The 22,936-nt window shown below is 58.9% G+C and carries 21 protein-coding genes and 1 pseudogene; 14 read left to right on the top strand and 8 right to left on the bottom strand.

Annotation, left to right across the window (positions count from 1 at the left end):
• The first annotated feature begins 100 nt into the window (after positions 1-100).
• On the top strand, positions 101-424 hold the full coding sequence (fdxA, locus tag A462_RS21970; protein WP_003208688.1) for a ferredoxin FdxA: 324 nt from the start codon (positions 101-103) through the stop codon (positions 422-424).
• Between the two features lie 496 nt (positions 425-920).
• On the opposite strand, the gene apbC is transcribed toward fdxA, so the two are convergent.
• Positions 921-2,015 carry an iron-sulfur cluster carrier protein ApbC gene (gene apbC, locus A462_RS21975; RefSeq protein ID WP_008433518.1) on the bottom strand — a complete coding sequence of 365 codons (1,095 nt, stop codon included), beginning with the start codon at positions 2,013-2,015 and terminating at the stop codon, positions 921-923.
• 172 nt (positions 2,016-2,187) lie between these two features.
• Here apbC and metG point away from each other — a divergent pair, with 172 nt between their 5' ends.
• From metG to A462_RS21995, 4 genes and pseudogenes are all read left to right on the top strand, one after another.
• Entirely contained in the window at positions 2,188-4,239 is a 2,052-nt protein-coding gene (metG, locus tag A462_RS21980; protein ID WP_008433517.1) for a methionine--tRNA ligase, read from the top strand.
• A 121-nt stretch (positions 4,240-4,360) separates the two neighbouring features.
• A pseudogene (rsxB, locus tag A462_RS21985) lies at positions 4,361-5,182 on the top strand (electron transport complex subunit RsxB); the annotation flags it as partial.
• Positions 5,183-5,332: 150 nt separating this feature from the next.
• A complete protein-coding gene (nth, locus tag A462_RS21990) occupies positions 5,333-5,971 on the top strand; it encodes an endonuclease III (RefSeq protein ID WP_003208694.1) in 639 nt (212 codons plus the stop codon).
• Between the two features lie 107 nt (positions 5,972-6,078).
• The gene (locus A462_RS21995; RefSeq protein WP_003208696.1) at positions 6,079-6,264 is read left to right on the top strand and encodes a PA3496 family putative envelope integrity protein; all 186 of its coding nucleotides are present in this window, start codon (positions 6,079-6,081) and stop codon (positions 6,262-6,264) included.
• Positions 6,265-6,335: 71 nt separating this feature from the next.
• Here the strand turns inward: A462_RS21995 and A462_RS22000 are convergent, their stop codons facing one another.
• The 3 genes from A462_RS22000 to A462_RS22010 all read right to left on the bottom strand — a co-directional run bounded on the left by A462_RS22000 (position 6,336) and on the right by A462_RS22010 (position 9,880).
• The gene (locus A462_RS22000) at positions 6,336-6,968 is read right to left on the bottom strand and encodes a response regulator transcription factor (RefSeq protein ID WP_003208698.1); all 633 of its coding nucleotides are present in this window, start codon (positions 6,966-6,968) and stop codon (positions 6,336-6,338) included.
• A gap of 656 nt (positions 6,969-7,624) precedes the next feature.
• Positions 7,625-8,842: an argininosuccinate synthase gene (locus A462_RS22005; RefSeq protein ID WP_003208700.1), complete on the bottom strand. Its 1,218-nt coding sequence runs from the start codon at positions 8,840-8,842 to the stop codon at positions 7,625-7,627.
• Positions 8,843-8,971: 129 nt separating this feature from the next.
• On the bottom strand, positions 8,972-9,880 hold the full coding sequence (locus A462_RS22010; protein ID WP_008433512.1) for a flagellar protein MotY: 909 nt from the start codon (positions 9,878-9,880) through the stop codon (positions 8,972-8,974).
• Positions 9,881-10,036: 156 nt separating this feature from the next.
• On the opposite strand from A462_RS22010, the gene pyrC reads away from it, so the two are divergent.
• The gene (gene pyrC / locus A462_RS22015) at positions 10,037-11,083 is read left to right on the top strand and encodes a dihydroorotase (RefSeq protein ID WP_003208703.1); all 1,047 of its coding nucleotides are present in this window, start codon (positions 10,037-10,039) and stop codon (positions 11,081-11,083) included.
• Positions 11,080-11,757 carry a ribonuclease T gene (rnt, locus tag A462_RS22020; RefSeq protein WP_003208704.1) on the top strand — a complete coding sequence of 226 codons (678 nt, stop codon included), beginning with the start codon at positions 11,080-11,082 and terminating at the stop codon, positions 11,755-11,757. Before pyrC ends, rnt begins: the two co-directional genes overlap by 4 nt.
• A gap of 64 nt (positions 11,758-11,821) precedes the next feature.
• Here rnt and A462_RS22025 read toward each other — a convergent pair whose 3' ends face one another.
• Positions 11,822-12,424 (bottom strand): peroxiredoxin, encoded by a 603-nt coding sequence (locus tag A462_RS22025; RefSeq protein WP_003172097.1) that lies wholly within the window; start codon positions 12,422-12,424, stop codon positions 11,822-11,824.
• Between the two features lie 237 nt (positions 12,425-12,661).
• Between A462_RS22025 and A462_RS22030 the strand changes: the two genes are divergently transcribed.
• Positions 12,662-12,880: a bacterioferritin-associated ferredoxin gene (locus A462_RS22030; RefSeq protein WP_003208706.1), complete on the top strand. Its 219-nt coding sequence runs from the start codon at positions 12,662-12,664 to the stop codon at positions 12,878-12,880.
• A 200-nt stretch (positions 12,881-13,080) separates the two neighbouring features.
• A complete protein-coding gene (gene bfr, locus A462_RS22035) occupies positions 13,081-13,551 on the top strand; it encodes a bacterioferritin (RefSeq protein ID WP_008433502.1) in 471 nt (156 codons plus the stop codon).
• A gap of 78 nt (positions 13,552-13,629) precedes the next feature.
• Here bfr and grxD read toward each other — a convergent pair whose 3' ends face one another.
• Together grxD and A462_RS22045 are read right to left on the bottom strand one after the other, a co-directional pair.
• Positions 13,630-13,968 (bottom strand): Grx4 family monothiol glutaredoxin, encoded by a 339-nt coding sequence (gene grxD / locus A462_RS22040; RefSeq protein WP_003208710.1) that lies wholly within the window; start codon positions 13,966-13,968, stop codon positions 13,630-13,632.
• Positions 13,969-14,067: 99 nt separating this feature from the next.
• A complete protein-coding gene (locus tag A462_RS22045; protein ID WP_008433498.1) occupies positions 14,068-16,164 on the bottom strand; it encodes a molybdopterin oxidoreductase family protein in 2,097 nt (698 codons plus the stop codon).
• Between the two features lie 445 nt (positions 16,165-16,609).
• On the opposite strand from A462_RS22045, the gene argF reads away from it, so the two are divergent.
• On the top strand, positions 16,610-17,530 hold the full coding sequence (gene argF / locus A462_RS22050) for an ornithine carbamoyltransferase (protein ID WP_008433496.1): 921 nt from the start codon (positions 16,610-16,612) through the stop codon (positions 17,528-17,530).
• Positions 17,527-18,636, top strand: coding sequence for an ABC transporter ATP-binding protein (locus A462_RS22055; RefSeq protein WP_008433494.1), 1,110 nt, complete (start codon positions 17,527-17,529; stop codon positions 18,634-18,636). The genes argF and A462_RS22055 overlap by 4 nt, the downstream gene beginning before the upstream one ends.
• A gap of 10 nt (positions 18,637-18,646) precedes the next feature.
• Here the strand turns inward: A462_RS22055 and ybaK are convergent, their stop codons facing one another.
• Positions 18,647-19,117 carry a Cys-tRNA(Pro) deacylase gene (gene ybaK, locus A462_RS22060; RefSeq protein WP_003208718.1) on the bottom strand — a complete coding sequence of 157 codons (471 nt, stop codon included), beginning with the start codon at positions 19,115-19,117 and terminating at the stop codon, positions 18,647-18,649.
• A 360-nt stretch (positions 19,118-19,477) separates the two neighbouring features.
• Between ybaK and A462_RS22065 the strand changes: the two genes are divergently transcribed.
• From A462_RS22065 to A462_RS22075, 3 genes are all read left to right on the top strand, one after another.
• Complete coding sequence (locus A462_RS22065; RefSeq protein ID WP_008433490.1) at positions 19,478-20,332, top strand: MIP/aquaporin family protein; 855 nt, start codon at positions 19,478-19,480, stop codon at positions 20,330-20,332.
• A gap of 80 nt (positions 20,333-20,412) precedes the next feature.
• Complete coding sequence (gene glpK / locus A462_RS22070) at positions 20,413-21,918, top strand: glycerol kinase GlpK (protein ID WP_003208721.1); 1,506 nt, start codon at positions 20,413-20,415, stop codon at positions 21,916-21,918.
• Between the two features lie 94 nt (positions 21,919-22,012).
• On the top strand, positions 22,013-22,768 hold the full coding sequence (locus A462_RS22075) for a DeoR/GlpR family transcriptional regulator (RefSeq protein ID WP_003208723.1): 756 nt from the start codon (positions 22,013-22,015) through the stop codon (positions 22,766-22,768).
• Positions 22,769-22,936: the final 168 nt, after the last annotated feature.

Here is a 22,936-nt window from a genome sequence, read left to right as displayed (position 1 = left end):
TGCTGCGGGCTTTTAGCCTGGCCTGCAGACTATCGCTCCCGAACCTCGCGAGCCCTGCCACAAAGGGTTTCGCTGCCGCCGCCTGAGGAGAAAATTAGAAATGACCTTCGTCGTCACCGACAACTGCATCAAGTGCAAGTACACCGACTGCGTAGAAGTGTGTCCGGTGGACTGCTTCTACGAAGGCCCGAATTTCCTGGTCATCCACCCGGACGAGTGCATTGACTGCGCCCTGTGTGAACCAGAATGCCCGGCCGTCGCTATTTTCTCCGAGGACGAAGTCCCGGCAGAGATGCAGGAATTTATTCAGTTGAACGTTGAGCTGGCGGAAATCTGGCCGAATATCACTGAGCGCAAAGACCCGATGCCGGATGCGGCAGAGTGGGATGGCAAAAAAGGCAAGATTGCCGACCTCGAACGCTGATAGCGTCGATGCCCTCCAAAAGGCCCCTTGCGGGCCTTTTTGCATTTCTGCGGAGCGGGTTTCACTTTTCTACAGGCAAAAAAAAGGGGCGGTATGACCCGCCCACATTTTTTCCCTAGTCCCTGTGTTCCTTTTCATCGTCCTGATGAATCGCATCCTGCGAGGTTCCCTGAATCATCGTTCCTTGATGACTGTGTCAATCCGTGGACACAGGACTGATCTTAGAGAGTTCACGGGGAAGTTCAACGGGATCCAACCCGCCGGGTTTTCGATTCACGCGCTCAAACGCGAATAAATAATCTTTATATTTCAATAAGATAGAAATATAGGCAATCAATTCAAGACGCCCCCGCCGATGAAAAAACCCAAACGCTTACGAAAAAGTAAGTGAATGCTTACACCAGCAATTACGTAAAAGAGTAAAAAACGCCTCGTTGGTGTTCATCAGGCAAGAAAAAGCCCCGACAAGGTCGAGGCTTTTTTCCCATCCGGTGGATCAGTCGTCGCTGACAGTAATCGTCGGCATTGCCTGGGCCTCTGCTTCCTGCAGGACGATTCGCGCGCCTACGTGGCGCGCCAGCTCCTGGTAGACCATGGCAATCTGGCCATCGGGCTCGGCAACGACCGTTGGCTTGCCGCCATCAGCCTGCTCACGAATCCCCATGGACAGCGGCAACGACGCCAGCAGTTCAACGCCGTACTGGGTCGCGAGCTTCTCGCCGCCGCCTTCACCGAACAGATGCTCGGCGTGGCCGCAGTTGGAGCAGATGTGCACCGCCATGTTTTCCACGACGCCCAGCACCGGGATGTTGACCTTGCGGAACATCTCCACACCCTTGCGGGCATCCAGCAGCGCAAGGTCCTGCGGTGTGGTGACGATCACCGCGCCGGCCACCGGCACTTTCTGCGCCAGGGTCAGCTGGATATCGCCGGTGCCTGGCGGCATATCGATCACCAGGTAGTCCAGATTGCCCCAGTCGGTCTGGGTGACCAGTTGCAGCAACGCACCGGATACCATCGGGCCGCGCCAGACCATCGGTGTGTTGTCATCGGTCAGGAAGGCCATGGACATGACTTCCACGCCATGGGACTCGATCGGCACGAACCATTTCTGGTCCTTGATCTTCGGCCGGGTGCCTTCCGGGATGCCAAACATCACGCCCTGGCTCGGGCCATAGATGTCGGCGTCGAGAATCCCGACCCGCGCGCCTTCCCGGGCCAGGGCCAGGGCCAGGTTGGCGGCGGTGGTGGATTTGCCCACGCCGCCCTTGCCGGAAGCCACGGCCACCACGTTCTTGACGTTGGCCAGGCCCGGAATCTGCGCCTGGGCCTTGTGCGGGGCGATCACGCACTGGATGTCGACCCTGGCCGAGCTGACGCCGTCCAGGCCTTCGATGGCCATTTGCAGCATCTGCGCCCAGCCGCTCTTGAACAGGCCTGCGGCGTAGCCCAGCTCAAGCTGGACCGAAACCTTGTCACCCTGCACGTCGATGGCGCGTACGCACCCGGCGCTGACCGGGTCCTGGTTCAGGTAGGGGTCGGTGTACTGGCGAAGAACGGCTTGGACCGCTGCGCGATTGACGGCGCTCATGGGCTACTCCCGAAAAAAGACTGACTAAAACAGGCGGCTATCCTAACCGTTCCAGCGCCCCAGCGGCACGCTTTCGGCCTGCGGGAAAATCCGGAAACAGCCGCACGGGGTGAAATAAATTTCCCGGCGCTTTATAGTGGCCGACCTCCGTTTCATCAAGTAGCCGAGCCCCATGTCCGAGCCACGCAAGATCCTCGTCACCAGCGCCCTGCCCTATGCCAATGGTTCTATCCACCTTGGCCATATGCTTGAGTACATCCAGACCGATATGTGGGTGCGCTTCCAGAAGCATCGCGGCAATCAATGCATTTATGTCTGCGCGGACGACGCCCACGGTTCGGCCATCATGTTGCGCGCCGAGAAGGAAGGGATCACCCCGGAACAACTGATCGCCAATGTCCAGGCTGAACACAGCGCCGACTTTGCCGAGTTCCTGGTGGATTTCGATAACTTCCACTCGACCCACTCCGACGAAAACCGCGAGCTGTCGAGCCAGATCTACCTGCGCCTCAAGGACGCCGGGCACATTGCCACGCGTTCGATCACCCAGTATTTCGACCCGGAAAAGAAAATGTTCCTGGCCGACCGCTTCATCAAGGGCACCTGCCCGAAATGCGGCACTGAGGACCAGTACGGCGACAACTGCGAGAAATGCGGCGCCACTTACGCGCCCACCGACCTGAAGGATCCGAAGTCGGCCATCTCCGGCGCCACCCCGGTACTCAAGGATTCCCAGCACTTCTTCTTCAAGCTCCCGGATTTCCAGCAGATGCTGCAAACCTGGACCCGCAGCGGCACCCTGCAGGACGCCGTGGCGAACAAGATTGCCGAATGGCTGGACGCCGGCCTGCAACAGTGGGACATCTCCCGCGATGCGCCGTACTTCGGCTTTGAGATCCCGGGCGAGCCAGGCAAGTACTTCTACGTGTGGCTGGACGCGCCGATCGGCTACATGGCCAGCTTCAAGAACCTGTGCGACCGCACGCCGGAGCTGGACTTCGACGCGTTCTGGAACAAGGACTCCACGGCCGAGCTGTACCACTTCATCGGCAAGGACATCGTCAACTTCCACGCGCTGTTCTGGCCTGCAATGCTTGAAGGTTCGGGCTATCGCAAGCCAACCGGCATTGCCGTGCACGGTTACCTGACGGTCAACGGCCAGAAGATGTCCAAGTCCCGTGGCACCTTTATCAAGGCGCGCACCTACCTGGACCACCTGTCGCCGGAATACCTGCGCTACTACTACGCCTCCAAGCTGGGCCGTGGTGTCGACGACCTGGACCTGAACCTGGAAGACTTCGTACAGAAGGTCAACTCGGACCTGGTGGGCAAGGTCGTCAACATCGCCAGCCGTTGCGCCGGGTTTATCCACAAGGGCAACGCCGGGGTGCTGGTGGCTGAAAATGCCGCACCTGAGTTGACCGATGCAATCCTGGCCGCCGCGCCGAGCATCGCCGATGCCTATGAAGCTCGCGACTTTGCCCGGGCCATGCGCGAAATCATGGGCCTGGCCGACCGCGCCAACGCCTGGATCGCCGACAAGGCGCCGTGGTCGCTGAACAAGCAGGAAGGCAAGCAGGCTGAAGTCCAGGCGATCTGCGCCACAGGCGTCAACCTGTTCCGTCAGTTGGTGATCTTCCTCAAGCCGGTATTGCCATTGCTGGCAGCCGACGCCGAGGCGTTCCTCAATGTGCCGCCGCTGACCTGGAATGACCACGCGACACTGCTCGGCAACCATCAGTTGAATGAGTTCAAGCCGCTGATGACCCGTATCGACCCGGTAAAAGTGCAGGCCATGACCGACGCATCGAAAGAAGACCTCGAGGCCAGCAAGACCGATACCGGCGACGCTGCACCTGCGGGCAATGGCGAACTGGCGAAAGATCCGTTGTCGCCGGAAATCGACTTCGACGCCTTCGCTGCGGTGGACTTGCGGGTGGCCCTGATCCTCAAGGCCGAAGCCGTGGAAGGCGCCGACAAACTGCTGCGCCTGACCCTGGACATCGGTGATGAACAACGCAACGTGTTCTCGGGGATCAAGAGCGCCTATCCGGACCCATCCAAGCTCGATGGTCGCCTGACCATGATGATCGCCAACCTCAAGCCGCGGAAAATGAAGTTCGGTATCTCCGAAGGCATGGTGATGGCGGCCGGCCCTGGCGGTGAAGAGATCTACCTGTTGAGCCCGGACAGCGGCGCCAAGCCGGGTCAGCGCATCAAGTAACAATGGCTAACTGCCTCATGGTCTCGGCCATGGGGCGGTTTCAGCTAGTACCCCCTCCTCGCTTGCCGGATAATCGGATTCTGTTTGCTGTCGGCCCGTTGTTGGCTGTGGCTTTTCCGGGTTCCAACGCAATGATCAAACCATGAGCCTGATTCAACGTATCGACGCCCTGCTGCCGCAAACCCAGTGTGGCAAATGTGGGCATCCTGGCTGCAAGCCCTACGCAGAAGGCATTGCCCAAGGCGAGGCGATCAACAAGTGCCCTCCGGGCGGCCAGGAAACCATTACAGGCCTGGCGCAGCTGTTGAAGCTCCCGGTGCTGGAGTTGGACACATCTCGAGGGGAAGCGCCCGCACAGATCGCGTTTATCCGTGAAGCGGAGTGCATCGGCTGTACCAAATGCATCCAGGCCTGCCCGGTGGACGCTATCGTCGGTGCTGCCAAATTGATGCACACGGTGATTGTCGACGAGTGCACGGGTTGCGACCTGTGTGTAGCACCCTGCCCGGTTGATTGCATCGAAATGCGTCCGTTGAGCACCGTGGTACCGATTGTCGGCGGGCTGGCCTCCAATGATCATGAACGCGAGGCACGCAGCCTCAAGCGCGACCGGGCCCGGCGACGGTTTGAACAGCGCAACGCGCGGCTGCAACACGAAGAGGAACAGAAACTTGCCGAACGCCAGGCACGCTCCAAGCGCGCCGCCCCGGTAGCTGCGGCCACGGTCAACCCGGTCCAGGCGGCCATTGAGCGGGTTCGTGCACAAAAAGCCGCGGCCATGGACGCCGCCTTGAAGAAGGCCAAGATCAACCTGGCCATGAGCCGCGCCCAATTGCACAAATCCCTGAAAGCTTTCGGCCACCCGCCGACCTTTGAACAGCAGTCGCAGTTGATCATTCTGCAACAGCACTTCGAAACGGCAGAGCAGGCGCTTGCGGCACTGGTGGTGGCTGATGCCCGCACCTGACCCCCTTGAGCACCGGCCCCACCTGATGAAGCGTGTACTGCCGGTGCACGCCGCGTTTATCCTGCTCGGGTTATTGGGCCCGTTTTTCGTAACCACACTGACTGTTTGCAAGGAACCGCTCGCCCCATGAACGCCGCAAAACGCCTGGAAATTTTCCGCCGGCTTCACGAAGACAACCCGGAACCGAAAACCGAACTGGCCTACTCCTCGCCGTTCGAGTTGCTGATCGCCGTGATTCTCTCGGCCCAGTCCACAGACGTCGGCGTCAACAAGGCCACCGCCAAGTTGTATCCGGTGGCGAACACCCCGGAGGCGATCTACGCGCTGGGGGTTGAGGGGTTGTCCGAATACATCAAGACCATCGGCCTGTACAACAGCAAGGCGAAGAATGTCATCGAGACATGCCGGCTGCTGGTGGAACTGCACGGCGGCGAAGTACCGCAAACGCGCGAAGCCCTGGAAGCCCTTCCGGGTGTTGGCCGAAAAACCGCCAATGTGGTGCTCAATACGGCATTTCGCCAATTGACCATGGCGGTGGACACGCACATCTTTCGGGTCAGCAACCGAACCGGTATTGCCCGCGGAAAAAATGTGGTGGAGGTGGAAAAACAGCTGATGAAGTTCGTGCCCAAGCCGTATCTGCTGGACTCGCATCACTGGTTGATCCTTCACGGACGCTATGTCTGCCAGGCCCGCAAGCCGCGCTGTGGCAGCTGCCGCATCGAAGACCTGTGCGAATACAAGGAAAAGACTTCCGACGATTGAGCCATCATTGCTTTTATCGATGAGTCGATTGAAAAAATCTTTTTTACCAGGCCCGAGATTATCGTTATAAGGAGCGCCAACGGCAGTCTTAGCCTGGAGTTAACCTTATGAGCACTGGCAAAGAACAACTGGATGTAGAAGACGACGTTGTTGGCGCTGAATCCGACGATGATGCAGCAGAAGCACCGGTAGAGGTGGCCAAGACCAATTTGAGCAAACGCCGCACCATCGACAACCTTCTGGAAGAGCGGCGCTTGCAAAAACAGTTGGCCGATTACGACTTCGATCTCTAATCGATCCAACGATAAACAGAAGCCTCCCTTGCGGAGGCTTTTTTCTGACTGGATGTAAATGTGAGGCCGGCCTACACCAGGCCGTTTCGCTGGGCCAGCTCGATCAAGTCCACCAGCGAGCGGGCGTTGAGCTTGAGCAGCAAGCGGGTCTTGTAGGTGCTCACAGTCTTGTTGCTCAGGAACATGCCATCGGCGATCTCCTTGTTGGTCTTGCCGCGGGCCAACTGCTGCAACACCATCATCTCCCGGCCGGACAGGCGCTCGACCATGTCCGCTTCGCTGGCGTTACCCATTGTGGAGCGCACCGAGTTCAACGCCTGGTTGGGGAAGTAGCTGTACCCGCACAGCACCGCCTTGACCGCGCTCAACAGCTCGGTGAGATCCTGTTGCTTGCACACGTAGCCGGCAGCACCCGCCTGCATGCACCGCATCGAGAAATGCCCGGGCGCCTGGGACGTCAGCACCAGCACCTTGAAGGGATGTGCCTGTTTGGTTGATGACAGCCGGCATATAACTTCCAGGCCATCGAGTTTGGGAATTCCAATATCCAGTATGACAATGTCCGGCATATGCTCGCGCGCAAGTTGCAAGGCATCGACACCGTTATCGGTCTCGGCAACGACCTCATAACTATGACGTTCCATTAGCATACGCACAGCAAGACGAATGACGGGATGATCATCCACGATCAGCACTTTATTCATGGGCAAGTCCAATTTCGCTGTTCGAATTATTAAGAGTAAGCACAATAGCCTAGTCGTTTCTCGCTTGGCATAGCGCTCCCCCCCAAGCAACAGCAAGCAGAGACCTAACCCACAAAGACATAGGATTTAACCTACAAAAAAACGCCAGATCGGAGCTATTCAGTTTTGTTGGGGCTTTCAGAACTTTCCGAGCACAAACATATTTTGAGTGAAAATTCCCAGGATTACGCGGGCCCGGGTAAACGCGCCGTACACAAGTTTCAGGAAATGCCCCTTGTGCGCTGTCAGAAGACCTGTGAACCCGGAGGGAAATCGGGTTTTTAAAAGTTCCATTCGACATAATTACTAACGCTCCATAAATCCTACAGGCATGTCAGCATCTGACATATTCGCGGTACATTTCTGAGTGAATTTTCTGTAGTACATAGTTCCTGCCTACAAGAAAAAATCTCACTTTCAACAATGCATCACTTATCGAGCGAAATTAATAAACATTGCCCCCGTAAAAATATAAACACTCCAGATCATCTCCTGGAGTACCTGAACTTTTTCGAAGCGAACAATAAACACAGGCGCGCGCCCAATGATTCCGGATGTATTTTCAACCAAAAAAAATGGCCCCTTGAGGGGCCATTTTTCATTGCAACTTACAACACTCAGAACAACTTGCGACCTTTGTTGGCCGCAATGCGCATGCGCAACGCGTTCAGCTTGATGAAGCCTGCCGCGTCTGCCTGGTTGTAGGCGCCGCCATCTTCTTCAAAAGTGGCGATGTTGGCGTCGAACAACGACTCATCGGACTTGCGACCGGTCACGATCACGTTGCCCTTGTACAGCTTCAGGCGCACAACGCCGTTCACGTGGACCTGGGAAGCGTCGATCATCTGTTGCAGCATCAGACGCTCCGGGCTCCACCAGTAGCCGGTGTAGATCAGGCTGGCGTACTTGGGCATCAACTCGTCTTTGAGGTGAGCCACTTCACGGTCCAGGGTGATGGACTCAATGGCGCGGTGAGCGCGCAGCATGATGGTGCCGCCCGGGGTTTCGTAGCAACCACGGGACTTCATGCCCACGTAACGGTTCTCGACGATGTCGAGGCGGCCGATACCGTGTTCGCCACCGATACGGTTCAAGGTCGCCAGTACGGTGGCCGGGGTCATTTCGACGCCGTCCAGCGCGACGATGTCGCCGTTGCGGTAGGTCAGTTCCAGGTACTGGGCCTTGTCAGGAGCGTTCTCCGGGGAGACGGTCCATTTCCACATGTCTTCTTCGTGCTCGGTCCAAGTGTCTTCCAGCACGCCGCCTTCATAGGAGATGTGCAGCAAGTTGGCGTCCATCGAGTACGGGGACTTCTTCTTGCCGTGACGCTCGATCGGGATGGCGTGCTTTTCAGCGTAGTCCATCAACTTTTCACGGGACAGCAGGTCCCACTCACGCCACGGAGCAATCACTTTTACGCCTGGCTTCAAGGCATAGGCGCCCAGTTCGAAACGCACTTGGTCGTTGCCCTTGCCGGTGGCGCCATGGGAAATGGCGTCAGCGCCGGTTTCGTTGGCGATTTCGATCAGGCGCTTGGCGATCAGCGGACGTGCGATGGAAGTACCCAGCAGGTACTCGCCTTCGTAGACAGTGTTGGCGCGAAACATCGGGAAAACGAAATCGCGGACGAACTCTTCGCGCAGGTCGTCAATGTAGATCTCTTTCACGCCCATGGCTTGCGCCTTGGCACGTGCAGGTTCGACCTCTTCGCCCTGACCCAGGTCAGCGGTGAAGGTCACCACTTCACAGTTATAAGTATCCTGCAGCCACTTGAGGATCACCGAAGTGTCCAGGCCGCCGGAATACGCGAGAACGACCTTGTTTACGTCGGCCATGCCATCACTCCACGGGGTTGTACGGAAAGGCGTCGATTCTACCGACCAAAACCGTGAAATTACAGAGGCGCGACAGCAAATGAAGATAAAGCGACAGATTATGTCGAGCGGGCGACGAAACGCCGCACCTTATGAGGTGGCGGCAGCGTTGCCTGGCGCCTTGGCCTGGGGCGCCGGTTTCTCGGGGGCTGCCACCCGTTCGAGCTGAATATTCACCCGGCGGTTTTTCGCCCGGTTGGCCGCGTTGGTGTTCGGCGCCAGCGGATAGCTTTCGCCATGAAAGCGCAGGGTAATCTGCGATTCCTGGATGCCATTGGCCTTGAAGTAGTCCATCACCGCCAATGCACGACGCCGCGAAACGTCGCGATTGGTCAGGCGATTGCCGCTGTTGTCGGAGTGGCCATTCAACTCGACGTGGTTAACCGTCGGGTCGGCTTTCATGAATTCGAGAATCACCGAGAGCTTTTTCCTGGCCGCCGCGTCCAGTTCGATGCCGCCACCCGGGAAACCCACCTCGGTCTGTTTGACCTGCTCGAAATTCATCGGCAGCAGCTTGGTGGTGCAGAGTTGGTAGTCGCTGTAGGCCTTGCTGAATTTCGCCGGCAGCAGGCGGATCTCGGAGTAACCGCCGTCGCGGCTATAGTGGCGCACCGTCGGGCTGCGCCCTTCGAGCAGGCCGGTAAACAAACGCCCGGCCTGGGCCTGGGAGCTGTTGAACAGCACATCGCCACTGCCGACACGCACCGCCCCCAGGTTGATATCGCCACGCCCCGGCTGCCACGGCGCAGCCGCCGCCAACAGGGTTGCGGAACCGGCACCCAACGAGCCGTTAAAGGCTTTCAGGCGAAACGTCGCCTGCTCGCCGGCCCGGCGCACGAACTCGCCCGAGCCGAAATCGGTGATCGGCTGGGTCAAGCGGCACTCGAATTTATCGCCCTCCACTTTCCACTCAATATTCTCCAGACGTGTCTGGAACGTGAGGGCCATCGCGGGCAGGCTGGCGAACACACTGAGCAGGGCTAGATAATGCTGGCGCACGGGAGGCTCCACTGGTTTCTACAACACATCAAGGCGTCATACATCGTTAAGGCATACCCAGGGATATCGGTCGCATCCTGCAAAACTTGATAGCGAGTGCCTGCAAGAGTCTTTTCCGGTAGCATTCCCACCAGATTGACCCGCCTGGAATCCCCAATGTCCGACCGCCTGACCCTGCTGCGTCCCGACGACTGGCATATTCATCTTCGCGATGGTGCTGCGTTGCCCCAAACCGTGGCCGATGTAGCGCGCACGTTTGGCCGCGCCATCATCATGCCTAACCTGGTACCTCCGGTGCGTAACGCCGCGGAAGCCGACGCCTATCGCCAGCGCATTCTCGCTGCACGACCGGCCGGCAGCCGCTTCGAACCGTTGATGGTGCTGTACCTGACCGACCGCACCCAGCCCGAAGAAATCCGCCAGGCCAAGGCCAGTGGTTTCGTGCACGCCGCCAAGCTGTACCCGGCCGGCGCGACCACCAACTCCGATTCCGGCGTCACCAGTATCGACAAGATCCTGCCGGCCATCGAAGCCATGGCCGAAGTGGGCATGCCGTTGCTGATCCACGGTGAAGTCACCCGTGGCGATGTCGATGTGTTCGATCGTGAAAAGATCTTCATCGACGAGCACATGCGCCGAGTTGTCGAGCTGTTCCCGACCCTCAAGGTGGTGTTCGAGCACATCACCACCGCCGATGCCGTGCAGTTCGTCACCGAGGCTTCGGCCAACGTCGGCGCGACCATCACCGCGCATCACCTGCTGTACAACCGCAACCACATGCTGGTGGGCGGGATTCGGCCGCACTTCTATTGCCTGCCGATTCTCAAGCGCAACACGCACCAGGTAGCGCTGCTCGATGCCGCCACCAGTGGCAGCGAGAAATTTTTCCTCGGTACCGACTCTGCACCTCACGCCCAACACGCCAAGGAAGCCGCGTGTGGTTGTGCCGGTTGCTATACCGCCTATGCGGCGATCGAGTTGTATGCCGAAGCGTTCGAACAACGCAACGCCCTGGACAAGCTTGAAGGGTTCGCCAGCCTCAACGGCCCGCGTTTCTATGGCCTGCCGGCGAATACAGACCGCATTACCCTGGTCCGTGAAGACTGGACCGCCCCCACCAGCCTGCCGTTTGGCGAGCTGACCGTTATCCCGCTGCGCGCCGGTGAAACACTGCGCTGGCGCCTGCTGGAGGAACACCCGTGAGTGAAGACCATTACGACGACGACCAGGAACACGGCGGCGGTGGTGGCGGTTCCCGTCACCCGATGGCCGAGCGTTTCCGTGGCTACCTGCCGGTTGTCATCGACGTAGAAACCGGCGGCTTCAATTGCGCCACTGACGCGCTGCTGGAAATCGCCGCCACAACCATCGGCATGGATGAACAGGGTTTCGTGTTCCCGGAACACACCCACTTCTTCCGCGTCGAGCCGTTCGAAGGTGCCAACATCGAAGCGGCGGCCCTGGAGTTCACCGGGATCAAGCTTGATCACCCACTGCGCATGGCCGTCAGTGAAGAAGCGGCGCTGACCGACATCTTCCGTGGCGTACGCAAGGCCCTGAAGGCCAATGGCTGCAAACGCGCGATCCTGGTGGGCCACAACAGCAGCTTCGACCTGGGCTTCCTCAACGCCGCCGTGGCGCGCCTGGACATGAAACGCAACCCGTTTCACCCGTTCTCCAGCTTCGATACTGCGACCCTGGCCGGTTTGGCCTATGGCCAGACCGTGCTGGCGAAGGCCTGCCAGGCTGCCGGTATCGACTTCGACGGTCGTGAGGCCCACTCGGCCCGCTACGACACCGAGAAGACCGCCGAGCTGTTCTGCGGCATCGTCAACCGTTGGAAACAGATGGGCGGCTGGGAAGACTTCGGCGACTGAAGCCAAATCCCGCACATAAAAAAACCGGCCTTCTCAGGCCGGTTTTTTTTGCTTCGAACGTGGCTTACAGCTTGCCAGCGTTCTCGGTCAGGTAAGCCGCAACGCCTTCTGGCGAAGCGTTCATGCCCTTGTCGCCTTTTTTCCAGTTGGCAGGGCAGACTTCGCCGTGCTCTTCGTGGAATTGCAGGGCGTCGACCAGACGGATCAGCTCTTCCATGTTACGGCCCAGCGGCAGGTCGTTGATGATCTGCGAGCGTACAACGCCCTTGTCGTCGATCAGGAACGCGCCACGGAATGCCACGCCGCCTTCGGACTCAACGTCGTAGGCCTTGGCGATGTCGTGCTTCATGTCGGCAGCCATGGTGTATTTGACTTTGCCGATGCCGCCATCATTGATGGCGGTGTTGCGCCAGGCGTTGTGGGTGAAATGGGAGTCGATGGAAACGGCAACCACTTCAACATTACGCGCCTTGAAATCGTCCATGCGGTGATCCAGGGCGATCAGCTCCGATGGGCAGACGAAGGTGAAGTCCAGCGGGTAGAAGAACACCAGGCCGTATTTGCCTTTGATGGCTTCAGACAGTTTGAAGCTGTCTACGATTTCGCCATTGCCGAGGACGGCGGGTACGTCGAAATCCGGGGCTTGTTTGCCGACGAGTACGCTCATTGGGTATCTCCTGATGGTGGTGACTGAAGTAAAAGGATCCGTCCCAGTGTGCCGCAGCTAAACGACAGGCCTGTGACGTGATCACGCTTCGTGAAGACCGACCATCATACCGGAAAAAAGCCGTTCGTCAGTGAAGCCGCGTGCAAACACCAAGGCTTGAGAAACTACTTTGACAATCATTCTCGTTAACATTAAGATCCGTCGCACTTAAGCCTTAAACCGCGATGGTTCTCCCTTATGTATGTCTGCCTTTGCACTGGCGTCACCGACGGACAAATCCGCGAAGCAATCTACGAAGGTTGCTGCAGCTACAAGGAAGTACGTGAAACCACCGGCGTTGCCAGCCAATGCGGCAAATGCGCCTGCCTCGCCAAGCAAGTGGTACGGGAAACCCTGACGCAGCTGCAAACTGCCCAGGCTGCGATCCCCTACTCAGCAGAATTTACACACGCTTAATCAGCGTGTTTTAAAGAACCGGACTTAGTGTCCGGTTTTTTTATGCCCGAAATTCAAACAGTTAGCGCCAAGACGCGGAACACAAACATTCTTATTCCGATTAATTTTCATTTATTATTCAATAACTTAGGTTTGACAGTAGTAAATGCGCAGCTCAAACTCCGCCTTATATACAGCGAATACAGGGCAGGACCCCAATCATGAAAGGCGACATCACAGTCATCCAGCAACTCAACAAAATCCTTGCCAATGAACTGGTCGCGATCAATCAGTACTTCCTGCATGCGCGCATGTATGACGATTGGGGCCTGGAAAAGCTGGGCAAGCGTGAATACAAAGAATCCATCAAGGCCATGAAGGACGCTGACGCGCTGATCAAGCGCATCCTGTTCCTGGAAGGCCTGCCGAACGTGCAGGACCTGGGCAAGCTGAACATCGGCGAGCACACCCAGGAAATGATCAACTGCGACCTGAACTTCGAGCGCAAGAGCCACACCGACCTGAAGGCCGCCATTGCTCATTGCGAATCCAAGGGCGACTTCGGCAGCCGTGAACTGCTGGAAGATATCCTTGAAGACCAGGAAGAACACATCGACTGGCTGGAAACCCAAATCGGCCTGATCGACAAAGTGACTATCGAGAATTACCTGCAATCGCAGATGGGTGAATAACCCTACAATTCCCGGCCACTAAAAAGCCCCGCTCTCTTTCGAGAAGCGGGGCTTTTTATTGCCGCGGCCTAAAACAAATCAGGCTTCGGTCTTCGCAGCTGCTTTGGCCGCTGCGTCTTTGATCAGTGCCTGCAACGAACCATCAGCCGCCATTTCGGTGATGATGTCGCTACCGCCGACCAGCTCACCGGCAACCCACAGCTGCGGGAAGGTTGGCCAGTTGGCGTACTTCGGCAGGTTGGCGCGGATTTCCGGGTTCTGCAGGATATCCACGTAGGCGAACTTCTCGCCACATTGCATGATTGCCTGGGAAGCCTTTGCGGAGAAGCCACACTGGGGAGCGTTAGGGGCGCCCTTCATGTAAAGCAGAATAGTGTTGTTGGCAATCTGCTCTTTGATCGTTTCGATGATATCCATGGAACACCTCGGCTGGAACTTTCCGACTCATGGGTCGGCACGGTGGCGCATTGTAACGCAAACCCCAGCGTGACGCTCGGACTCCCCGACAGACAATCCTTACGCCGCCGCCACCTGCACCGGCACGCCGTTCAACGCTGCGTTGCCCGACAGCTCATCCAGTTGCCGCTCATCCGTCAGGTCATTCGCGCTCGCCCCCGGCTGCCCGCTGGCGATGGTCATCTGCACGCCAGGGCGGCCGTGGCCCCAACCGTGAGGCAGGCTGACCACGCCGGGCATCATGTCGAGACTGGCCAACACTTCCACCTCGATCATGCCGATCCGCGAGCTGACCCGTACCCGCTGCCCGTCAGTCAACTGGCGATGGGCAAGGTCATCCGGATGCATCAGCAGTTGATGGCGAGGCTTGCCCTTCACCAGCCGGTGGTAGTTATGCATCCAGGAGTTGTTGCTGCGCACATGCCGGCGCCCGATCAGCAGCAACTCATTCACCTCGGGCACCGGCTGCGCGGCAAAGCGCGCCAGGTCGGCAAGGATAACCGACGGTGCAGCCTGCAGATGGCCATTGGCGGTTTTCAGGCGGCCTGCGAGGTTGGGTTTCAGCGGCCCGAGGTCCAGGCCATGAGGGTGATCGGCCAGCGCGGCAATGGACAACCTGTCGCCATAAGGCCCGGCCCGCAGCCCGAAGTCGATCATCTGCGCAGGCGGCATCGTCGGTTTGAGTGTATTACCCGTCTTCTCGGCAAACGCCCGGGCCAGGCCGACGAAGATTTCCCAGTCATGCAACGCACCCTCGGGTTTCGGCAGGATGGCGCGATTGAAACGGGTGACGTTACGCACCGCGAACATATTGAAGGTGGTGTCGTAGTGATCGTTTTCCAGGGCCGAGGTGGACGGCAGGATCAGGTCGGCATAACGCGTGGTCTCGTTGATATACAGGTCGATGCTGACCATGAACTCCAGGCCATCAAGCGCCTGTTCCAACTGCCGGCCGTTGGGCGTGGACAACACCGGATTGCCCGCCACCGTCACCAGGGCGCGGATTTGCCCTTCACCCTCAGTGAGCATTTCTTCAGCCAGTGCCGATACCGGCAGCTCGCCCCCGTACTCGGGTCGCCCGGAAACCCGGCTTTGCCAGCGATTGAAATGCCCGCCGGAAGTCGAGGCCACCAGGTCGACGGCCGGCGTAGTGCACAAGGCCCCGCCGACTCGATCCAGATTACCGGTCACCAGGTTGATCAACTGCACCAGCCAATGGCACAGCGTGCCGAACGCCTGGGTCGAAACGCCCATGCGGCCATAACACACCGCTGTGTCGGCCGCAGCGAAGTCCCGGGCCAACTGGCGGATCTGCTCGGCGGGCACCGCACATTGACGGCTCATGGCCTCGGCGGTGAATCCGGCCACGGCGTGGCGCACGTCATCCAGGCCGTCCACCGGCAGGTGACTGTCACGGGTCAGGTTCTCGGCAAACAGTGTATTGAGCAATCCGAACAACAACGCCGCATCACCGCCCGGGCGCACGAACAGATGCTGGTCGGCCATCGCCGCCGTCTCGCTGCGGCGCGGATCAACCACCACGACTTTGCCGCCGCGAGCCTGGATGGCCTTCAGGCGTTTCTCCACATCCGGCACGGTCATGATGCTGCCGTTGGACGCCAACGGGTTGCCGCCGAGGATCAGCATGAAATCGGTATGGTCGATGTCCGGGATCGGCAGCAACAGGCCGTGGCCGTACATCAGGTGGCTGGTGAGGTGGTGGGGTAACTGGTCCACCGAGGTGGCGGAAAAACGATTGCGGGTCTTCAGCTGGCCAAGGAAGTAGTTGCTGTGGGTCATCAGCCCATAGTTATGCACGCTCGGATTGCCCTGGTACACCGCCACCGCGTTCTGCCCGTGACGCGCCTGAATCGCGGCCAGGCGCTCGGCTACAAGTACAAAGGCGTCTTCCCACGGGATCGGCTGCCATTCGCTGCCCACCCGCAACATGGGCTGGTGCAGGCGGTCCGGGTCATTCTGGATGTCTTGCAGGGCCACGGCCTTGGGGCAGATATGGCCACGGCTGAACGTATCCAGGGGGTCGCCCTTGATCGAGGTGATCGCCAGGCTTGCGTCTTCGCCCTGGGTAGTTTCCAGTGTGAGGCCGCAGATGGCTTCGCACAGATGGCAGGCACGGTGGTGGAGAGTCTTGGTCATGGCCAGTCTCTTTTATTGTGGGCTAGGCACTTCGGACGAAAACTATGGCCCGCCGGGGCCAGCAGCGCCAGCAACGTTCGTCGTGTGAATCCAGGGGCATCAGGCCAGGCCATGAGGAAACATCAGGAAATGTTTCAGAAGCCTCCGGCAGCCCGCTGAAACCGACGCAGCCCGGCCTCAGCCCGCCCTCACGCATTGCAATGTGGCGCAGCGCCAGTGTACAAATGACCCGCTGCTGTCAGGAAACAGGCTTCAAAAGCGCCCTCCCCGCGTCCTTGAACTCCCCTAAAAACTGTAGCCCTATTGGTAAGACGCGACATTTAATTATAAGATCGCGCCTTCCCCTATTTCGTCGCCCCGTGCGGCTTTCGCCGCAGGTCTCGCCCGTTTTCAAAATAAACCAGGCTTTGAGTATCTGCGGTCTGTTGCAAAAAGGTAGTTAATGATGAGCGCAAGGCACTTTCTCTCCCTGATGGATTGCACGCCCGAAGAGCTGGTCAGCGTGCTCCGTCGAGGCATTGAGCTTAAAGACCTGCGTAACCGCGGCGTACTGTTCGAGCCTTTGAAAAACCGCGTGCTCGGGATGATTTTCGAGAAGTCGTCGACCCGCACCCGCGTGTCTTTCGAAGCCGGCATGATTCAGCTCGGCGGCCAGGCTATCTTCCTGTCACCTCGCGATACCCAACTGGGCCGTGGCGAGCCGATCAGCGATTGCGCGATCGTGATGTCGAGCATGCTGGATGCGGTGATGATCCGTACCTTCGCCCACAGCACCCTGACCGAATTTGCCGCCAACTCCCGAGTGCCCGTGATCAACGGCCTGTCCGATGACCTGCACCCCTGCCAGTTGCTGGCCGACATGCAAACCTTCCTCGAACAGCGCGGCTCGATCCAGGGCAAGAACGTGGCCTGGATCGGCGACGGCAACAACATGTGCAACAGCTATATAGAAGCGGCGATCCAGTTCGACTTCAAATTGCGCGTTGCCTGCCCTGAAGGCTACGAGCCGGATGCACGTTTCCTGGCCCAGGCCGGCGACCGCGTGACCATCGTCCGCGACCCGCGTGAGGCGGTCATCGGCGCACACCTGGTGAGCACCGACGTGTGGACCTCCATGGGCCAGGAAGAGGAAACCGCCAAGCGCCTCAAGCTCTTCGCCCCGTTCCAGGTCACCCGCGCCCTGCTCGACCTGGCCGCGCCGGACGTGCTGTTCATGCACTGCCTGCCCGCCCACCGTGGCGAAGAAATCAGTCTCGACCTGCTGGACGATCAACGTTCAGTAGCCTGGGCCCAGGCGGAAAACCGCCTGCACGCACAAAAAGCCCTGCTCGAGTTTCTGGTTGCGCCGGCGTACCGTCCTGCATGAGCCAGCCACTACTGCTGAACCTGCGCAATCTGGCATGCGGCTATCAAGACCAACGGGTGGTGCAGAACCTCAATCTGCACCTCAACGCCGGCGACATCGGTTGCCTGCTGGGCTCCTCGGGCTGCGGCAAGACCACCACGCTGCGAGCGATTGCCGGGTTTGAGCCGGTGCATGAAGGCGAGATCAGCCTGGCAGGCGAAGTCATTTCCAGCGCCGGTTTCACACTGGCTCCGGAGAAACGTCGGATCGGCATGGTGTTCCAGGACTACGCGCTGTTTCCACACCTCAGCGTGGCCGACAACATCGCCTTCGGCATTCGCAAGCACCCGCAAAAAGAGCGTGTGGTCGCTGAATTGCTGGAACTGGTGAACCTGAAGAACCTCGGCAAGCGCTTCCCCCACGAACTCTCGGGCGGCCAGCAGCAACGCGTCGCCCTGGCTCGCGCCCTGGCGCCGGAACCGCAATTGTTGCTGCTGGACGAACCCTTCTCCAACCTCGACGGCGAACTGCGGCGCAAACTCAGCCACGAAGTACGCGATATCCTCAAGGCGCGGGGCACCAGTGCGATTCTGGTGACCCACGACCAGGAAGAAGCCTTCGCAGTGAGTGACCATGTCGGTGTGTTCAAGGAGGGTCGCCTGGAGCAGTGGGATACGCCCTACAACCTCTATCACGAACCGCTGACACCCTTTGTCGCCAGCTTCATTGGCCAGGGTTACTTCATTCGCGGGCAGTTGAACACGCCGGAATCGGTTACCACCGAACTGGGGGAGTTGCGCGGCAATCGTGCCTACACCTGGCCAACCGGCGGCGCGGTGGATGTGTTGCTGCGCCCGGACGACATCGTTTATGCACCGGACAGCGCCTTGAAGGCGCGGATTGTCGGCAAGACGTTCCTCGGCGCGTCGACCCTGTATCGCTTGCAGCTGCCGACAGGCGCTCAGCTGGAGTCGATCTTCCCCAGCCACGCCGATCACTTGGTCGGTGCCGACGTGGGCATTCGCGTGGCAGCCGAGCACCTGGTGTTGTTCCAGGCCTCAGGCAGTACCGCAGCACAAATCCCTCAGGTTGAGTCAGGCGTTCGCCGCTACAGCACCGCCTCCTGACGTCAACGCATCACGCCCGGCCAATTTCCGCGAACTTGGCCTGGGTGTGTTCGGCCAGCACTGTCGCTGCCAACTCCACCTCAAGCCCCCTTCTCCCCGCACTGATAAAAATTGTCGGAAACGACTGCGCCGTCACATCGATGAAGGTGCGCAGGCGTTTCTTCTGCCCCAGCGGGCTGATGCCGCCCAACAAGTAACCGGTGGCCCGTTGCGCCGCTGCCGGGTCTGCCATCTCGACCTTTTTTACCCCCGCCGCCTGCGCCAACGCCTTTAAATCCAAACTTCCGACGACCGGCACAACCGCCACCAGCAGCTCGGCTTTTTCACTGCTGGCCAGCAGGGTCTTAAACACCTGCGCCGGGTCCAGGCCCAATTTTTCCGCGGCCTCCAGACCATAGGACGCTGCCTTGGGGTCATGTTCGTAACTGTGAATTCGATGTTCGGCGCGAACTTTTTTCAACAGGTCCAATGCGGGCGTCATGTGGGCTCCAGGCTTGGCAAAAAGGTGAAAAAACAGACAGCCAATTCTAGGCCAACAACAAGCAAAAGGCTCTAGTCCGAAGCCCTCTGCCACGCGCTCACGCGCACCTTCCCTGCCGCTTCCCGCGCCCACGGCACGATCATTCATCACACCAATAATTACAAAATGACCGATCGTTCACTTTCGACCTTTGACAGCCGTCATTCTTGTCTATATTTTTTCGTTTACGAATACTGTAGGAATGCACCTACGGATTCACAGCAGTAAGCCGCGAACAGGATGGGGATCCTCGCCACGGTGAAAATCGCCGATTGCCCGTTGCGGCAAAACGCCAGACAACAACAAAAACAGAGGTTTTCCATGACAACTGCTCTTCAACAGCCTTCACTTTCAAGTCAATGCATGGCCGAATTCCTGGGCACTGCGTTGCTGATCTTCTTCGGTACCGGATGTGTTGCTGCGCTCAAGGTCGCGGGTGCCAGCTTTGGGTTGTGGGAAATCAGTATCATCTGGGGGATCGGCGTCAGCATGGCGATCTACCTGAGCGCCGGTATTTCCGGGGCTCACCTGAATCCGGCGGTCAGTATCGCGCTGTGCATCTTTGCCGATTTCGACAAGCGCAAACTGCCGTTCTACATCATCGCCCAGGTCGCCGGGGCCTTCTGTTCGGCCGCGTTGGTTTACACGCTCTACAGCAACCTGTTTTTCGATTACGAACAAACCCACCACATGATTCGCGGCACCCAGGCCAGCCTGGAACTGGCGTCGGTGTTCTCCACCTACCCGCATCCGCTGCTGGGCACGGCCCAGGCGTTCCTGGTGGAAATGGTCATCACCGCGATCCTGATGGGCGTGATCATGGCCCTGACCGATGACAACAACGGCCTGCCCCGCGGCCCGTTGGCGCCGCTGCTGATTGGTTTGCTGATTGCCGTGATCGGCAGTGCCATGGGCCCGCTGACCGGCTTTGCGATGAACCCGGCCCGTGACTTCGGCCCCAAGCTGATGACCTTTTTCGCCGGTTGGGGTGAAATGGCTTTCACTGGCGGGCGCGACATTCCTTACTTCCTGATTCCGATCTTTGCGCCGATTGTCGGCGCCTGCCTCGGTGCTGCCGCCTATCGCGGGCTGATTGCCCGTCACCTGCCCAGCGCCGCACCTGCTACAACTGATGCAACCGAAGCGGCTGCCACCGCCAAAACCCGTACTTCCTGATGCGATAGCCTGGGCCGTACTGCCCTTTTGCGGCCCAGGCTGTTTACTGACTTCCCTATTCTCCGTCCAAGGCAATCGACATGACCGACATTCAGAATAAGAACTACATCATTGCCCTCGATCAGGGCACCACCAGTTCCCGGGCGATCATCTTCGATCGTGACGCCAACGTGGTCTGCACCGCCCAGCGTGAATTCACCCAGCATTACCCGCAAGCCGGCTGGGTCGAACATGACCCGATGGAGATTTTCGCCACTCAGAGCGCGGTGATGGTCGAGGCCCTGGCACAAGCCGGCCTGCACCATGACCAGGTCGCGGCAATCGGTATCACCAACCAGCGTGAAACCACCGTGGTCTGGGACAAAATCACCGGCCGCCCGATCTACAACGCGATCGTCTGGCAATGCCGCCGCAGCACCGAGATCTGCCAGCAGCTCAAGCGCGACGGCCACGAACAATACATCAACGACACCACCGGCCTGGTCACCGACCCGTACTTCTCCGGCACCAAGCTCAAGTGGATCCTCGACAACGTCGAAGGCAGCCGCGAACGTGCGCGTAACGGCGAGCTGCTGTTCGGCACCATCGACAGCTGGCTGATCTGGAAATTTACCGGCGGCAAGACCCACGTCACCGACTACACCAACGCCTCGCGCACCATGCTCTTCAACATCCACACCCTGGAGTGGGATGCGAAGATGCTGGAGATTCTCGACGTGCCGCGCGAAATGCTGCCGGAAGTGAAGTCATCTTCGGAAATCTACGGTCGCACCAAAAGCGGTATCGCCATCGGCGGTATCGCCGGTGACCAGCAGGCGGCGCTGTTTGGCCAAATGTGCGTAGAACCGGGCCAGGCGAAAAACACCTACGGCACCGGCTGCTTCCTGCTGATGAACACCGGCGACAAGGCGGTGAAATCCAAGCACGGCATGCTCACCACCATCGCCTGCGGCCCGCGTGGCGAAGTGGCCTACGCCCTGGAAGGCGCCGTGTTCAACGGCGGTTCCACCGTGCAATGGCTGCGTGATGAGTTGAAGATCATCGCCGATGCCACCGACACCGAATACTTCGCCGGCAAGGTCAAGGACAGCAACGGCGTGTACCTGGTGCCAGCCTTCACCGGCCTGGGCGCTCCGTACTGGGACCCGTATGCCCGTGGTGCGCTGTTCGGACTGACCCGTGGCGTACGCGTGGATCACATCATTCGTGCAGCCCTGGAGTCGATTGCCTACCAGACCCGCGACGTACTCGATGCCATGCAGCAGGATTCCGGCGAACGCCTCAAATCCCTGCGGGTAGACGGTGGCGCGGTCGCCAACAACTTCCTGATGCAGTTCCAGGCCGACATCCTCGGTACCCAGGTTGAACGCCCACAAATGCGCGAAACCACCGCGTTGGGCGCCGCCTACCTGGCCGGCCTGGCGTGCGGTTTCTGGGGCAGCCTGGACGAACTGCGTGGCAAGGCGGTAATCGAGCGTCAATTCGAACCGCAGCTGGAAGAAGCGGCGAAGGAAAAACTCTACGCCGGCTGGCAGAAAGCAGTCAGCCGCACCCGCGACTGGGAACCCCACGAAGGCGCTGAATAAGCCAAGCGCCGGACGCGCATAGGGTTGTAACTGGCAGGGAGCAGATTCCTGCGTCATCATGGGCCACTTTTTACGGCAGCCCCAAGGACGCACCATGAATCTGCCTCCCCGCCAGCAACAAATCCTCGAACTGGTTCGCGAACGCGGCTATGTGAGTATCGAGGAAATGGCGCAGCTCTTCGTTGTCACCCCGCAAACCATCCGCCGCGATATCAATCAACTGGCGGAAGCCAATCTGTTGCGCCGCTACCATGGCGGCGCAGCCTATGACTCCAGCGTTGAAAACACCGCGTACGCCATGCGTGCCGACCAGATGCGCGACGAAAAACAGCGCATCGGCGAAGCCATCGCCGCGCAAATCCCCGATCACGCCTCGCTGTTTATCAACATCGGTACCACCACCGAATCGATCGCGCGTGCGCTGCTTAACCACAGCCACCTGAAAATCATCACCAATAACCTCAACGTCGCCATGATGCTGAGTGCCAAAGACGACTTCGACGTACTCCTGACCGGCGGCAACGTGCGCCGGGATGGCGGTGTGGTAGGCCAGGCCAGCGTTGATTTCATCAACCAGTTCAAGGTCGATTTCGCCTTGGTGGGCATCAGCGGTATCGATGAAGACGGCAGCCTTCTGGACTTCGATTATCAGGAAGTACGGGTTTCCCAGGCGATCATTGCCAATGCGCGCAAGGTGATCCTGGCGGCGGACTCCAGCAAATTCGGGCGCAACGCCATGATTCGCCTGGGACCCATCAGTTTGATTGATTGTTTAGTCACCGATCAGCAGCCGGTCCCGGCACTGGTGCAACTGTTGAATCAGCACAAGATTCGACTGGAAGTGGTGTAAGCCTATACAGGGGGTGTCCTGCCCCCTGATGTTCACAAATTTTCCTTTGTTCGCCCTTCGATCAGTATTTTCAATCGAAGCGGGCTGGCTGTACCTGCGTTTATAAGCTACCATTTTCGCAAATGAACATTTATGTTCGAATTCCAATACGAAAAAGATTGCGAGGCC

It is taken from the genome of Pseudomonas sp. Ag1 (assembly GCF_000278565.1).
GTDB lineage: Bacteria > Pseudomonadota > Gammaproteobacteria > Pseudomonadales > Pseudomonadaceae > Aquipseudomonas.
The sequence above is the reverse complement of the archived record's forward strand: the minus strand, read 5'-3'. Positions and strand labels throughout refer to the sequence as shown.